The sequence below is a fragment of the Chryseobacterium sp. KLBC 52 genome (assembly GCF_003347605.1).
Taxonomy (GTDB): domain Bacteria; phylum Bacteroidota; class Bacteroidia; order Flavobacteriales; family Weeksellaceae; genus Chryseobacterium.
In genome coordinates, this window is sequence record NZ_QDFZ01000015.1 from 64275 (window position 1) to 77355 (window position 13081).

Sequence of the window (13081 nt, forward strand, 5' to 3'; positions counted from 1 at the left end):
ACAAAAAAAAGGAAAAAATATTATTTTTTTTTCCTTTTTTTTAATTTATCATTCAATATGATTATTTGGAATGATTCATCATATTTGCATCAATATTGACGTTTAGTTGAGAAGCCACTTTCATGCCAAGCTCAATGTTAGCACGGAAAAAGTGACATAGTTGTCTGTTGATAATCTCATCTTTCTTAGACCCGGTAATACCACTCATGCTGCCTACAATATTTTTGATCAGATGATCTCTGTCTTCTGCATTCATCGCTTTTGAATACAAAAGTCCAGGTTGGGTATAGTGGTCACTATCGTTGTCATTTCTGTTGTAGCTGGCAACATGGGCACTGTCTAACTCATATTCATAGTTTTTATAGGATGAATCTGCTTGGATGTCATCAAAACTGTTAGGATGGTAATTCGGCTTGTCCTGATACTGGCTTGAATCTGCCATAAAACCGTCTCTCTGGTAATTGTTGACCGCAAAAGGACATCTGTTCACTTCCAGCTGATGGGCGTTGACACCTACTCTGTAACGGTGGGCATCAGGATATGAGAATAATCTTCCCTGAAGCATTTTGTCCGGTGAAAAACTGATTCCGTTAATTAAGTTACTTGGAGAAAAAGTAGACTGTTCCACGTGAGCGAAATAATTAACAGGTACTTCGTTCAGTTCCATTTCTCCTACCTCAATTAATGGGAAATCATCATGGAACCATACTTTAGTTACATCAAACGGATTCCATCTGAAATCTTTCGCCTGCTCCTCTGTCATCACCTGTATAAATAAAGTCCATTTCGGGAAATCTCCGTTTTCAATAGCGTTGCAAAGATCTTCCTGTGCAAAGTCAGGGTTTTCTCCAGCCATTTTTACGGCTTCTTCATCCGTGAAGTTTTTTACACCTTGTTTTGTTTTAAAATGGAATTTTACCCATACTCTCTCATTTTTATCATTGATCATGGAGAACGTATGAGATCCGAAACCGTGCATATGTCTGTAGCCGTGAGGTGTTCCTCTGTCTGACATCAATATAAGAACCTGATGAAGTGATTCCGGGTTTAAGCTCCAGAAATCCCACATCATGGTGGCACTTTTCAGGTTGGTTTTCGGTACCCTTTTCTGGGTGTGGATAAAATCCGGGAATTTTTTTGCATCCTTAATAAAGAATACCGGAGTATTATTTCCTACCAGGTCCCAGTTTCCATCTTCCGTATAAAATTTTAAAGCAAATCCTCTTGGGTCTCTTGCAGTATCGGCACTTCCTTTTTCGCCTCCCACAGTAGAAAATCTTGCAAACATTCTGCATGAGTTTCCTACTTTTGAAAACAGTTTTGCTTTCGTGTACTGGCTGATATCATGCGTTACGGTAAAAGTTCCGTACGCTCCGCTTCCTTTGGCATGCACAATTCTTTCAGGAATTCTTTCCCTAACGAAATGTGCAAGATTCTCCTGAAGAATAAAGTCCTGCAGCAATACCGGGCCTCTTGGTCCTACCGTCTGTGAATCCTGATGTTCAAAATAAGGTGCGCCGTTACTTAACGTTAATTTTTTAGAATCCATATCATTAATGATTTGTATAAATGTTTTTTGTTTTTCTAAATCCAAGTGTAAAGGTAATGAATATCAAATTTACTTGAATTTTTAATTGGTAATAGCAAAAACGTTATATCTTTGTAATAGATAATATTAATCAAATGAACATTCAGCAACTGGAGTATCTTATCGCTGTTGATAAGTATAAACATTTTGGTAAGGCCGCTCAGGCGTGTTTTATTACCCAACCTACGTTAAGTGCCATGATACAGAAATTTGAGGATGAACTGGATGTAAAGGTTTTCGACAGAACGACCCACCCGATCCGTACCACGGACGTAGGTCTTCAGATTATTGATCAGGCAAAGGTAATTATCGAGTCTGTCAATGAGCTGAAAAACAAAGCCAACCTTTTGAATAATATTTTAGGAGGAACAATCAATCTGGGAATCATTCCTACGGTGTCTTCTTTCATTCTGCCAACAGAGATTTTTAAATTCCTGGAGGATAATCCGAAGATTCAGATGAATGTAAAAGAAATGACAACTGATAATATTATTAAAGCATTGAAAGCAGGAGAACTGGATGCCGGAATTATTTCTACTCCGTACGATACTGCTGACGAGTTTTATCAGGATTTCCTTTTCAACGAGGAGCTGATGATTTACAGCTCCAATACAGAAGCTAACAAAAAGAATTCTTACATCATTCCGGAAGATCTGAATGTAGAGAAAGTATGGCTTCTTGAAGAAGGAAACTGCCTGAGAAATCAGTTTGAAAATATCTGTCATCTGAAAGAAAATACCCTGAAGCCAAAAAATTTGGATTTCTTAGCTTCCAATATCCAGACTTTGGTACATATGGTGGATAAAGTAGGGGGTATCAGTATTCTGCCGGAACTGGCACTGAGCCAGCTTTCAGAAGAGCAGAAGAAAAATGTTTTCAGATTCAAAAAACCTTTCCCATATCGCGAAATCAGTATTATTTATTATAAACCAACCTTCAAACAAAAGATTATTGATGAATTATCACATTCTATCAAAACTTCTTTAGAACTTAAGTTGAATTACCACGAAAGTCCGAAAGAATTTGTAAGCATTAAGCCTCAGTAATGGAAATGCTTTAAAGTGATAGAAATCATCAATTTAAATAAAAGTATAATTAATAAACAAAATTTTTGAGTATTAGGAAAATAGTACTTAAATTTGCTGACGTTTATTACGAGGAAAAATTTGACCTGATTGCAACCTCTATAAAAAAATGCTAAAACAGTATTCTTTTTTCTGGGCAATTTCATTCATATTTTTCGCAAATACAATTTTTTAAATCTTTAAAAACAAAAGAATTATATGTCTTATTTATTTACATCTGAATCAGTTTCAGAAGGACATCCGGATAAAATTGCCGATCAAATTTCCGATGCATTAATCGACCATTTCCTGGCATACGATAAAGATTCAAAAGTAGCATGTGAAACTCTTGTAACTACCGGACAGGTGGTATTGGCAGGAGAAGTAAAATCAGATGCGTACCTTGATGTACAGACTATTGCCAGAGAAGTAATCAACGGAATCGGGTATACGAAAGGTGAATACATGTTCAATGGAGACTCTTGCGGAGTTATTTCTGCAATCCACGAGCAGTCACCTGATATCAACCAGGGAGTTGACAGAGCTGTAAATGATGAGTCTTTCGAAGCTAAAGCAAATGCACAGGGAGCTGGAGATCAGGGAATGATGTTCGGGTATGCAACCAACGAGACGGCTAATTATATGCCTCTGGCATTGGATCTTGCCCATACAATTCTGAAAGAACTTTCTGCCATCAGAAGAGAAAATAAGGAAATCACTTATCTTCGTCCGGATGCAAAAAGCCAGGTAACGATTGAGTATTCTGATGATCATAAGCCTATCAGAATAGATTCTATTGTAGTTTCAACTCAGCACGATGACTTTGGTACGGAAGAAGAAATGCTGAATAAGATCCGTGAGGATATCAAAAATATTCTGGTTCCAAGAGTCGTTGCGCAGCAAACTGAAGAAATCAAAGCTTTATTCAACGATCAGATCAAATATCACATCAATCCTACCGGGAAATTTGTAATCGGAGGACCTCACGGAGATACAGGTCTTACAGGTAGAAAAATCATCGTTGATACCTACGGTGGTAAAGGTGCCCACGGTGGTGGTGCTTTCTCTGGAAAAGACCCTTCTAAAGTAGACAGAAGTGCTGCATATGCTACAAGACATATTGCTAAGAACCTAGTAGCTGCCGGAGTAGCGGATGAAGTTTTGGTACAGGTTTCTTACGCCATTGGAGTAGCTGAGCCTTGTGGCTTATACATCAATACTTACGGAACTGCGAAAGTAGATCTTCATGATGGGGATATCGCGAAAAAAGTTTCTGCTATTTTTGATTTAAGACCTTATGCTATCGAGCAGAACTTAAAATTAAGAAACCCTATTTATCAGGAAACAGCGTCTTACGGACACATGGGTAAAGAGCACTATGTAGCTGATAAAACTTTCAATAAAGGCCATAAGAATGAGATTACGTTAAAAGATCTTGAGTTCTTTACCTGGGAGAAACTAGACAAAGTAGAGGAGATTAAAACCGCTTTTGGAATTTAATTTCTCTTTGAAGAATAATAAATGAACTGCTTTATCTTTGGATAAGGCAGTTTTTTTTAATTTTACACCTTAATAATATAGAAAGATGATGAATTTTCGAACTGTAGTTGCTGTCATGTCCCTGTTTTTGCTAAGTTCTTTAGTAAAAGCCCAATATACCATGCATAAAATGATCAGTGTAGGGTATACTTACCAGAATCAAAGTTTTGGTGAAGTAGGAGGTAAATTACTTTTTCTTAAAAATGATGATGTGATTTACAGATTGGGAGGATCTGCAATGATGGGATCTGTAGATTCTAAATTTGCTATTATGCCAAAACTACAGGCTGATGTCCTTCTTAATTTTGAAAAAAATGTAGACTTCTATCACTCGTATTACTTTTTAGCAGGAGTAGAAGGTACCAATAAATACATTGCCCCTAAGATCGGAGTTACCCTATTTGGGATGCTTGACCTTACAGGAGGCTATGCCTTTCCTATCGGAGACACCCGACTGAACGGTAAAGAGATGAAAGGACTTAATATTAATTTTACATTAAATATCCCTACTGTATTTATTCATGACATGTTTAAGTGATTTTTTTTAGATTTTTCTCTATAAAATTTAATAATAGGTTAACAGTTATTAAAAAATTATTATATTTACATCATAATAATTGTACTACCGCCTATAGAAGAGACTCTACTCAAGAACTGTTTTGTTTTACAGCAAAGGCCAGAAGAAATATCTGGTAGAATGCCTGTCTGCAAATATTTATATTGAGAAGAGTTATGAAATCAAAATCGGATAGTTTACTAATTTCCCTTTACCAGAAAGGTGATGAGAGCGCGTTGTCAACCCTCATTCACCGTCATCAGAGAGAACTTTTTACATTCATTTTTTACAAAATTAATGATGAAGATTTAGCCAACGATATCTTCCAGGATACATTCATGAAGATTATTGTCATGCTGAAAGAAGGACGCTATAACGAAGAAGGCAAATTTATTCTTTGGGCGAAAAGAATTTCCCACAATTTAATCATTGATCATTTCAGGTCAAAAGCCAAGAATATCAAAGTTTCAGAAACTACTTTTGAAACAGATGAATATTCTATCTTTGATTTAATCAGAGAACCTTCGGAAAATATTGAGGATCAGCTTGTGACCAACCAGATTCAGGAGGATCTTATGAGGATGTTACTGTTTTTGCCACAAAACCAGCAGGAGGTAATCAAACTGAGGTTTTTTGATGGTCTGAGTTTCAAAGAAATTGCAGACCATACAGAGATGAGCATTAATACTACGCTAGGAAGAGTAAGGTATGCACTGATAAACCTGAGAAAAATCATGGATGAAAATAATATAATCTTAACAAGATAGATAATATTTCAGGAAATTTCGCGTTTTTAAGGAAAACATACTTCGCTTATGAAAAAAAATGACTCCTTAAAAGTGAAAACTTTGAAACCTAAAAAACAAACAATTGATTTTTTGCTGAATTTTTCCAAAAGCCTTGAGATTGTGAAAAGCAAGAGCAAAAATTATCCTATTACAAAAAATTAAAATTATTAACTTTGTGCTGTATGAAAATGCAGCACGTTTTTTTTGACCTGGATAATACACTCTGGGATCATCGCAGAAATGCCTATCTTACCATCAAAGATCTTTTTGAAAAACAGGAAATCACTTCAAAATATCATATTGAATTTGAAGAGTTTCATTCTGTATATCACAATATCAACGAAGAGTTGTGGGAAAAGATCAGAGACGGAATTATCGGCAAAGAGTACTTGAGAGAACACCGTTTTTATGATTCATTCAAACATTTTGGAGTAGATAATAAAGAGCTTGCCCTTTATTTTGAAGAAAACTTCCTTGATAATATTGTAAGTCATAATGAATTGGTAGAGGGAGCAGAAGATGTTTTGGAATATCTGAAAGCTAAAAATTATACACTACACATTATTTCCAACGGATTTCAGGAGGTAACAGAAAGAAAATGTACCCTTTCCGGAATTGCCCCTTATTTTAAAACAATTACCAGTGCAGATGCAGTAGGCGTAAGAAAACCTAATCCAAGGATTTTTGAATACTCACTAGGACTTTCTGAAGCCAGCAAAGAAGAAAGTATCCTGATTGGAGACGACTGGATTGCAGATGCTTTGGGAGCTACAGATTTCGGGATGGATGCGATCTTCTTCGATGTTTACAAAGAAGATAAACAGAAAGAAGGGTTAAAAGCCATTACCCATCTTCAGCAGATCAAAGAATATTTATAGAAATATAAGATCATAAAATTTGATAAAAAGCCACTAAGACAATCTTAGTGGCTTTTCTGTTTTTAATACCCTGCAGAAATCGACACAAACATCTGTGATCATCTGGGTCAATCTGCGATTAAATCATTTTTCCCAATTCTTTCCCAAATTGATTAGGAACTTTGCTCCATAATAATAACAGAAAAATGTAATAGTATGAAAAATGTAAAGAAAATCACAGGAGTATTAATGGTCTTATTTTTATTGATCGGAGGCTTGGTTTCAGCACAGGACAGAGCAATCAATGCAAATCAGTTACCGAAAACAGCTAAAAACTTTCTGGCTGCTCATTTTAAAGGAATACCTGTGGCCTCGGCAATAGAAGACAGAGAAATCTATGGTGTAGATGAGTACAAAGTATATCTGACAAATGGAATGAAAATGGAATTTGACAGCAGTGGAAGCTGGAAAGAAGTGGATGGAAAACATCAGAAAATTCCTTATGGCTTCATTCCTGTATCCATCAGAAATTACAGCACGAAAAACTTTCCTAACACTTACATTATTAAGATTGAAAAGAAAAGATGGTCTTATAAAGCAGAGCTTTCCAATGGATTGGAGCTTGAATTCGACAGGAATGGGAATTTTAAAAGAATCGATGATTAGCACGTAACCGAATACAAACACTAAATAGTAATACTATGGTCAATTGGAATTTAATAAACAGTAACGGAAGAAAGGGGTCTTCTGCCAAGATTAGAAAAAGTATGGTGTCTTTTCTGACAAAGTACCATCCCGGCAGCGTGATTGATTCTATCGAGAAAAAATACAATGCCTATAAAATCAATTTGATGAATGGTATCAGTCTTGTTTTTGATGCAGACGGCCGATATGTCAAATCGAATTAATGGTAAGGCTGGAAGTTGGAGGTCGGAAGAAGGAAGTTAAATGAAACTGCATAGATTGATGGAGTCTGAATAACTTCCAGCTTCCCTCTTCAATCTTCCAGCTTTTAATTTCATATATTTGATATACATTAATGAAGTAGCAGAATATACAGATCCAGAAATATGAAGATTTTAATAGTAGAAGACGAACCTGAACTGAAAGATACCGTACAGAAGTTTCTGGAAGCAGAGCATTTCATTGTAGAATATGCGGAAAATTACAGCGGTGGGCTGGAGAAAATTATTTCTTACGAATACGACTGTATTTTGCTCGATATTATGCTGCCTGACGGAAACGGAATAGATCTTTTGAAAGAGATCAAAAAAATGCATAAGAAAGATCCTGTAATTATCCTTTCTGCTAAAGACTCTGTGGACGATAAGGTGGCCGGACTGGAAATAGGAGCAGATGATTATCTTGCAAAACCTTTCCACCTTGCAGAACTGATGGCGAGAATCAAATCTGTGATCAGAAGAAAAAATCAGGATGGCGAAAATATCATCCGTTACAAAAATATCAGCATCGATCCGGAGAACAGAACGGTGAAAGTAGGTGATGAAGAGCTGGTTCTTAACAGAAAAGAATATGATCTTCTGTATTACTTCGTAATTCATCCGGAGAAAACCTTACAGAAAACAACACTGGCTGAAGCCATCTGGGGAGATTATATCGATCAGGCAGACAGCCTGGATTTTATATATTCCCAGATCAAAAATCTTCGTAAAAAACTGAAAACCCTCAATGCAGAAGCTGATTTCCAGGCTGTATATGGAATAGGATATAAATTCATCTGATGAAGACTTCATTAAAATATTATACGATTAAATATCTGATCATGATCCTGCTGCTGATTATAGCAGTGTGGGCAGGTCTTTTTTATGCCTATATCCTGGATGAAGTGCATGATAATGTAGATGACGGATTGAGGGATAGAAAAATACAGATTATTAAAGCGGTCTATCTTAATCCTCAGCTTTTGAAGAACAATGAATTTGGATTCAATGAATTTAAAATCAATCCCATCAAAGCTGGAAATTATCAAAACAAAAGCAGGCTGTACAACAAGATGTACTATATGGAGTATGATGACAAAGACCAGCCTTACAGGGTTTTGGAGGCCGACTTTATTGACCAGTTCAAAGGTCATCAGCGGCTTGTCATCAGAACATCTACGGTAGAAGAAGATGAGCTGATATACGACCTTACAACAGCCTTAATTGTGCTTTATATCCTTTTGGTGATAAGTATCGTAGCTGTTAACGGATATCTGCTTAATAAAGCCATGAGGCCGTTCTATCTGATTTTGGATAAACTTAAAAAATATCAGTTTGGAATTCCTTTCTCTCAGGAAAAACATAACTATAAGATTACCGAATTTGAGGAATTGAATGTGGAAATCAATGAAATGATTGAACGTAATGAATTGGTTTTCTATCAGCAGAAACAGTTTATTGAAAACGCTTCCCATGAGCTTCAGACTCCTTTGGCTATCGTGATTAATAAAATTGACCTGATGATCCAGAATGATGATCTTGATAAAAAGAATCTGACTTTTCTTACGGAAGTGAAGAATGACCTGAGAAGAATGGTGGGACTGAATAAATCCTTACTCATGCTTTCCAAGATTGAGAACAGCCAGTTTAATAAAACTTCAGATGTTGATTTTAATGTGATGATCGCTCAATTAGTTCAGAATTATGAAGATTTTATTGCCTTTAAAAAAGTAGAGGTCAATATTATTGAAAAAGGAAAATTTGTTGCAGATTTCAATCAGGATCTTGCGGATATTCTGCTGTCTAATCTTCTTAAAAATGCAGTAAAATATAACAACGAAGAAGGAACTCTGAACATTATCATTGAAAATAACAGAATCGCATTTCAAAACAGTGGAAATCCTGTGGCTTTAGATCAGTCAAGGATCTTTAACCGCTTTTACAAACAAAGTTCAGATCATACATCCACCGGACTGGGATTGTCTATCATTAAAACCATTATCAAACAATATCCGGGCTGGGATATTCATTATGAATATGGAGATCAGATGCATTACTTTATTGTGACAAAGAATAACGGACGTTAAAAATTGTAATTTATATTTATAGAGAAAGAGGCTGTCCCAAAAGTGTCATTCTGAACGAAATGAAATGTAGTGAAGAATCTAATATATCTGATATCAATAAGATTCTTCCTTCGTCAGAATGACAAAAGTCAATAATTGACTTTTGAGATAGCCTCTTTCTTATTTTTACAACTCAGCATTAAAATCCTAAGCTTGTTCTTACTCTTTTCAGCGTTTCCAGCGCAATGGGTCTGGTTTTCTCAGCTCCTTGCTGAAGTTTTGCTTCAAGTTCATCAAGATTGTTCATGTAATAAGCGAACGTTTCTCTTTCTTTCTCAAAACGTACCAGGATAAGATCCAGCAATTCTTTCTTAGCATGTCCGTATCCGAAGTTTCCGGCAAGATATTTTGCTCTTAATTCTTCAGTCTGTTCAGGTGTAGCAATCAGCTGATAAATCTGGAATGTTTTGTCCGTATCAGGATCCTTAGGCTCTTCTAAAGACTTGGAATCTGATTCAATGCTCATCACCTGTTTTTTCAGCTCCTTTTCAGGTAAGAAAATATTGATGATATTTCCTCTTGATTTTGACATTTTCTGACCGTCCGTTCCAGGAACATATTTAGTGTCTTCCTGAAGTTCAGATTGTGGTAATACAAGAATTTCACCCATCTGGTTATTGAACCTTGAAGCGACATCCCTTGCAAATTCCAGGTGCTGAAGCTGATCTTTTCCTACAGGAACGATTTCAGCATCATACAATAAAATATCTGCAGCCATCAGAATAGGGTAAGTAAACAAACCGGCATTTACATCCTGAAGTCTGTCTGCTTTATCCTTAAATGAATGGGCTAATGTTAATCTTTGATAAGGGAAAAAACATGATAAATGCCAAGAAAGTTCACAGGTTTCAGCGATATCACTTTGTCTGTAGAAATATGTTTTTTCAGTATCTAATCCACAAGCAAGCCAAGCCGCAGCAATCTCGTAGGTATTTTGTCTTAAAGTCTGCGCATCCTTAATCTGTGTAAGCGTGTGAAGATTCGCAATAAATAAAAATGATTCATTTCCTTCCTGCTTGGATAGTTCGATAGCAGGAATAATAGCTCCCAATAAGTTTCCAAGATGGGGCGTTCCGGTGGCTTGTATGCCGGTAAGAATTCTTGACATTTGGTTAAAATTTATATTTAAAAATTAATGAATAGCAAATTTACGAGGTTTGCCGGGAATAACGAAAGATAAAAGATAAAAGATAAAAGATAAAAGATAAAAGATAAAAGATAAAAGATAAAAGATGTTGTTATTAAAATTCAATAGGGGGTGGGCTTCAGCCCAGCCAGCTTAAAATTGAACATCACCCATTGGCTTTAGCCAAAACCTATCCATTGGTAAAATCTTAATATCCTTCTACACAATCATCTGTGAAAATCCGTGCAATCCGTGGTTAAAAAAAATTAAGGAATCAAAATCTTCTCTCCCCCAAATTTAGGCTCCACACCAAAAAGAAGATCCCAATAGGCTTTAGCTTTTGCAAAATACTCTCTCAAATTGGTCTTTAAGCCTGCATATTTATTCACATCTGCTGCATTGTATCCAAAGGCTTCCATGCCATTTTTCCTGGCCAGGAAAACCGCTCTTTCATTATGGAATTTCTGAGAGATAATAACCAGTTTTGTCTGGCTGAAAATATCTTTTGCTCTTACTACAGAATCCAGAGTCCTGAATCCGGCATGGTCTAAAATAATTTTATCCTTTGGAATTCCTTCCTGTATCAGTGCAAGCTGCATATCTTCAGGTTCATTATAATCCTTGGTACTGTTATCACCACTAACGATGATGTATTGTATTTTCCCGCTTTTGTATAAATCACTTGCGGCCTTAATTCTGTTATAGAAATAAGCATTTGGAGTTCCGTTGCTCAGAAGTTTTCCTGTTCCCAGTAATAAAGCGGTTTTTGCTTCCGGCACATCAGCAGTATTGTAGGAAACGAATGGTGCGCTGTCCTTTTTAATGCTGTAATTCGCCCAGGCAATAAAAATAATTCCTGCAACGAAAAGAAGCAGGAAAAATTTAAAAATATTTTTGATTATTTTTTTCATCCGAAAATATATCTTTTAAAACTCCAGACCGTTCGGGAAAGCTTTTTTTCTGAATATTAATAAGAATGCAGCTCCTACTGTGATCGCAGAATCAGCAACATTGAAAATATATTTGAAGAACTCAATATGTTTTCCTCCTATCACAGGCCAGCTTTCAGGAACGTACCAGTCTACTACAGGGAAATGAAGCATATCCACTACACATCCTTTCATAAATGTAGAATATCCGTGTCCGAAAGGAACAAGCTTGGAAATTCCGCCATAGCCAATCCATCGGTCTGTACTGGCATCATAAACCGTTCCGCTGTCGAAGATCATTCCATAGAACATTCCGTCAATAAGATTTCCGATTGCGCCTGCAAAAATGATAGCCATGGGAACTAAAAGATAATTAGAAGCTCCTTCTTTCAACCATTTTTTGAACATGTAGATCATCCCTCCAATCAGGAAAACCCTTAGGATAACCAGAAAATATTTCCCGATAATTCCTCCGAAGTGAAATCCATACGCCATTCCCGGGTTTTCAACAAAAGTTTTGTTAAAGAAACCGTTGATGACAGGAATACTCTCATTCAGTTCAAAATGAGTTTTGATATAGATTTTTGAAGCCTGGTCAATGAATAACACTAAAAGAGTTATCGCTAATATCTTTTTCATTACTGTCCTTTAGGTTTTGAAGGCTTTGAAGCCGGCTTTACATTTTTGTTATCGCTTGCTTTCTTCACCACTTTTTGTCCATTGAATGAACTCTTAACGTGAGCTTTTTCAAATTTAATGCCCATTTCTTTCAGAACACTTTTCAGTGCACTCAGCTCCATAGAATTCTTAGGATGTACTATGATAGATTCCATTTCTTATATTTATTTTTTACATTTTGGACAGCTCATCAAGTCTTTTCCTGTCTTTCTCAGACAGATCATTGACTCCATTTTTGCCCATCTTACTCAAAAGTCTGTCGATTTCTTTCTCCCGTTCCCGTTTATCAGAATTGAATTGATCATCAATGGTATAGTTCTTCTGCGGTTCAGGGAAGAATCTGTTTTTGATCCATTCTCTGTTGAAAAACAGTAATACTACCGTGACAATCAATCCCAAAATTAATAATTCGCTCATGGGTATACATTAAAAATTAGGTTTATAAAGTATCCGTGAATACGATATAAACCCAATATTATTTTTCAAACCTTACGGTTATTTCTGCATGTTTTTCGCTTCGATGCTCAGCGTAGCATGAGGAACAGCTAAAAGTCTTTCCTTAGGAATCAGTTTTCCTGTTACTCTGCAAACACCGTACGTTTTATTTTCGATTCTGATCAAAGCATTTTTAAGATCACGCACGAATTTTTCCTGTCTTCCTGCCAAAATAGAATTCTGTTCTTTGCTCAACGTTTCTGCTCCTTCCTCAAAAGCTTTGAAAGTAGGAGATGTATCATCAGTGCCATTATTCTGGTCATTGATGAAACTTTCTCTGATAAGCTGAAGATCTTTTTCTGCTTTTTCTATTTTTTCTTTAATGATCGCTTTAAATTCCTGTAAATCAGCATCGCTGTATCTAACTCTTTCGTCTGACATATTCTTTCTCTTT

16 protein-coding genes are annotated in these 13081 nt (G+C 36.1%); 9 read left to right on the forward strand and 7 right to left on the reverse strand.

The window, feature by feature from the left end; genetic code table 11:
- Window positions 1–61: 61 nt before the first annotated feature.
- On the reverse strand, window positions 62–1549 hold the full coding sequence (locus DDF69_RS16115) for a catalase (RefSeq protein WP_114821730.1): 1488 nt from the start codon (window positions 1547–1549) through the stop codon (window positions 62–64).
- 134 nt (window positions 1550–1683) lie between these two features.
- Between DDF69_RS16115 and DDF69_RS16120 the strand changes: the two genes are divergently transcribed.
- From DDF69_RS16120 to DDF69_RS16160, 9 genes are all read left to right on the forward strand, one after another.
- Complete coding sequence (locus DDF69_RS16120; RefSeq protein WP_047428937.1) at window positions 1684–2634, forward strand: LysR substrate-binding domain-containing protein; 951 nt, start codon at window positions 1684–1686, stop codon at window positions 2632–2634.
- Between the two features lie 237 nt (window positions 2635–2871).
- On the forward strand, window positions 2872–4152 hold the full coding sequence (gene metK / locus DDF69_RS16125; protein ID WP_114821676.1) for a methionine adenosyltransferase: 1281 nt from the start codon (window positions 2872–2874) through the stop codon (window positions 4150–4152).
- Window positions 4153–4237: 85 nt separating this feature from the next.
- A complete protein-coding gene (locus DDF69_RS16130) occupies window positions 4238–4729 on the forward strand; it encodes a hypothetical protein (protein ID WP_114821677.1) in 492 nt (163 codons plus the stop codon).
- A gap of 194 nt (window positions 4730–4923) precedes the next feature.
- Window positions 4924–5514, forward strand: coding sequence for an RNA polymerase sigma factor (locus DDF69_RS16135; RefSeq protein WP_114821678.1), 591 nt, complete (start codon window positions 4924–4926; stop codon window positions 5512–5514).
- 203 nt (window positions 5515–5717) lie between these two features.
- Complete coding sequence (locus DDF69_RS16140) at window positions 5718–6413, forward strand: YjjG family noncanonical pyrimidine nucleotidase (RefSeq protein WP_114821679.1); 696 nt, start codon at window positions 5718–5720, stop codon at window positions 6411–6413.
- 195 nt (window positions 6414–6608) lie between these two features.
- Window positions 6609–7058, forward strand: a complete 450-nt coding sequence (locus DDF69_RS16145; protein WP_114821680.1) for a PepSY-like domain-containing protein — start codon at window positions 6609–6611, stop codon at window positions 7056–7058.
- A gap of 35 nt (window positions 7059–7093) precedes the next feature.
- Complete coding sequence (locus DDF69_RS16150; RefSeq protein WP_114821681.1) at window positions 7094–7300, forward strand: PepSY-like domain-containing protein; 207 nt, start codon at window positions 7094–7096, stop codon at window positions 7298–7300.
- Between the two features lie 162 nt (window positions 7301–7462).
- Window positions 7463–8134: a response regulator transcription factor gene (locus tag DDF69_RS16155; RefSeq protein ID WP_062675977.1), complete on the forward strand. Its 672-nt coding sequence runs from the start codon at window positions 7463–7465 to the stop codon at window positions 8132–8134.
- Entirely contained in the window at window positions 8134–9420 is a 1287-nt protein-coding gene (locus tag DDF69_RS16160) for a sensor histidine kinase (protein WP_114821682.1), read from the forward strand. Before DDF69_RS16155 ends, DDF69_RS16160 begins: the two co-directional genes overlap by 1 nt.
- A 178-nt stretch (window positions 9421–9598) precedes the next feature.
- Here DDF69_RS16160 and trpS read toward each other — a convergent pair whose 3' ends face one another.
- The 6 genes from trpS to DDF69_RS16190 all read right to left on the reverse strand — a co-directional run bounded on the left by trpS (window position 9599) and on the right by DDF69_RS16190 (window position 13068).
- Window positions 9599–10567, reverse strand: coding sequence for a tryptophan--tRNA ligase (trpS, locus tag DDF69_RS16165; protein ID WP_110009868.1), 969 nt, complete (start codon window positions 10565–10567; stop codon window positions 9599–9601).
- A gap of 284 nt (window positions 10568–10851) precedes the next feature.
- A complete protein-coding gene (locus DDF69_RS16170; protein ID WP_114821683.1) occupies window positions 10852–11496 on the reverse strand; it encodes a vancomycin high temperature exclusion protein in 645 nt (214 codons plus the stop codon).
- 15 nt (window positions 11497–11511) lie between these two features.
- Entirely contained in the window at window positions 11512–12153 is a 642-nt protein-coding gene (locus DDF69_RS16175) for a lipoprotein signal peptidase (protein ID WP_114821684.1), read from the reverse strand.
- A complete protein-coding gene (locus DDF69_RS16180; protein ID WP_062675973.1) occupies window positions 12153–12347 on the reverse strand; it encodes a DUF2683 family protein in 195 nt (64 codons plus the stop codon). Before DDF69_RS16180 ends, DDF69_RS16175 begins: the two co-directional genes overlap by 1 nt.
- Before the next feature lie 16 nt (window positions 12348–12363).
- Window positions 12364–12609, reverse strand: coding sequence for a DUF6576 domain-containing protein (locus tag DDF69_RS16185; protein WP_114821685.1), 246 nt, complete (start codon window positions 12607–12609; stop codon window positions 12364–12366).
- Between the two features lie 78 nt (window positions 12610–12687).
- Window positions 12688–13068, reverse strand: coding sequence for a TraR/DksA family transcriptional regulator (locus DDF69_RS16190; protein ID WP_002983772.1), 381 nt, complete (start codon window positions 13066–13068; stop codon window positions 12688–12690).
- Window positions 13069–13081: the final 13 nt, after the last annotated feature.

Excerpts from the sequence above, each read along its gene's own strand:
- DDF69_RS16115 (WP_114821730.1), bottom strand. The coding sequence starts at position 1,549 with ATGGATTCTAAAAAATTAACGTTAAGTAACGGCGCACCTTATTTTGAA.
- DDF69_RS16120 (WP_047428937.1), top strand. The coding sequence starts at position 1,684 with ATGAACATTCAGCAACTGGAGTATCTTATCGCTGTTGATAAGTATAAA.
- metK (WP_114821676.1), top strand. The coding sequence starts at position 2,872 with ATGTCTTATTTATTTACATCTGAATCAGTTTCAGAAGGACATCCGGAT.
- DDF69_RS16130 (WP_114821677.1), top strand. The coding sequence starts at position 4,238 with ATGATGAATTTTCGAACTGTAGTTGCTGTCATGTCCCTGTTTTTGCTA.
- DDF69_RS16135 (WP_114821678.1), top strand. The coding sequence starts at position 4,924 with ATGAAATCAAAATCGGATAGTTTACTAATTTCCCTTTACCAGAAAGGT.
- DDF69_RS16140 (WP_114821679.1), top strand. The coding sequence starts at position 5,718 with ATGAAAATGCAGCACGTTTTTTTTGACCTGGATAATACACTCTGGGAT.
- DDF69_RS16145 (WP_114821680.1), top strand. The coding sequence starts at position 6,609 with ATGAAAAATGTAAAGAAAATCACAGGAGTATTAATGGTCTTATTTTTA.
- DDF69_RS16150 (WP_114821681.1), top strand. The coding sequence starts at position 7,094 with ATGGTCAATTGGAATTTAATAAACAGTAACGGAAGAAAGGGGTCTTCT.
- DDF69_RS16155 (WP_062675977.1), top strand. The coding sequence starts at position 7,463 with ATGAAGATTTTAATAGTAGAAGACGAACCTGAACTGAAAGATACCGTA.
- DDF69_RS16160 (WP_114821682.1), top strand. The coding sequence starts at position 8,134 with ATGAAGACTTCATTAAAATATTATACGATTAAATATCTGATCATGATC.
- trpS (WP_110009868.1), bottom strand. The coding sequence starts at position 10,567 with ATGTCAAGAATTCTTACCGGCATACAAGCCACCGGAACGCCCCATCTT.
- DDF69_RS16170 (WP_114821683.1), bottom strand. The coding sequence starts at position 11,496 with ATGAAAAAAATAATCAAAAATATTTTTAAATTTTTCCTGCTTCTTTTC.
- DDF69_RS16175 (WP_114821684.1), bottom strand. The coding sequence starts at position 12,153 with ATGAAAAAGATATTAGCGATAACTCTTTTAGTGTTATTCATTGACCAG.
- DDF69_RS16180 (WP_062675973.1), bottom strand. The coding sequence starts at position 12,347 with ATGGAATCTATCATAGTACATCCTAAGAATTCTATGGAGCTGAGTGCA.
- DDF69_RS16185 (WP_114821685.1), bottom strand. The coding sequence starts at position 12,609 with ATGAGCGAATTATTAATTTTGGGATTGATTGTCACGGTAGTATTACTG.
- DDF69_RS16190 (WP_002983772.1), bottom strand. The coding sequence starts at position 13,068 with ATGTCAGACGAAAGAGTTAGATACAGCGATGCTGATTTACAGGAATTT.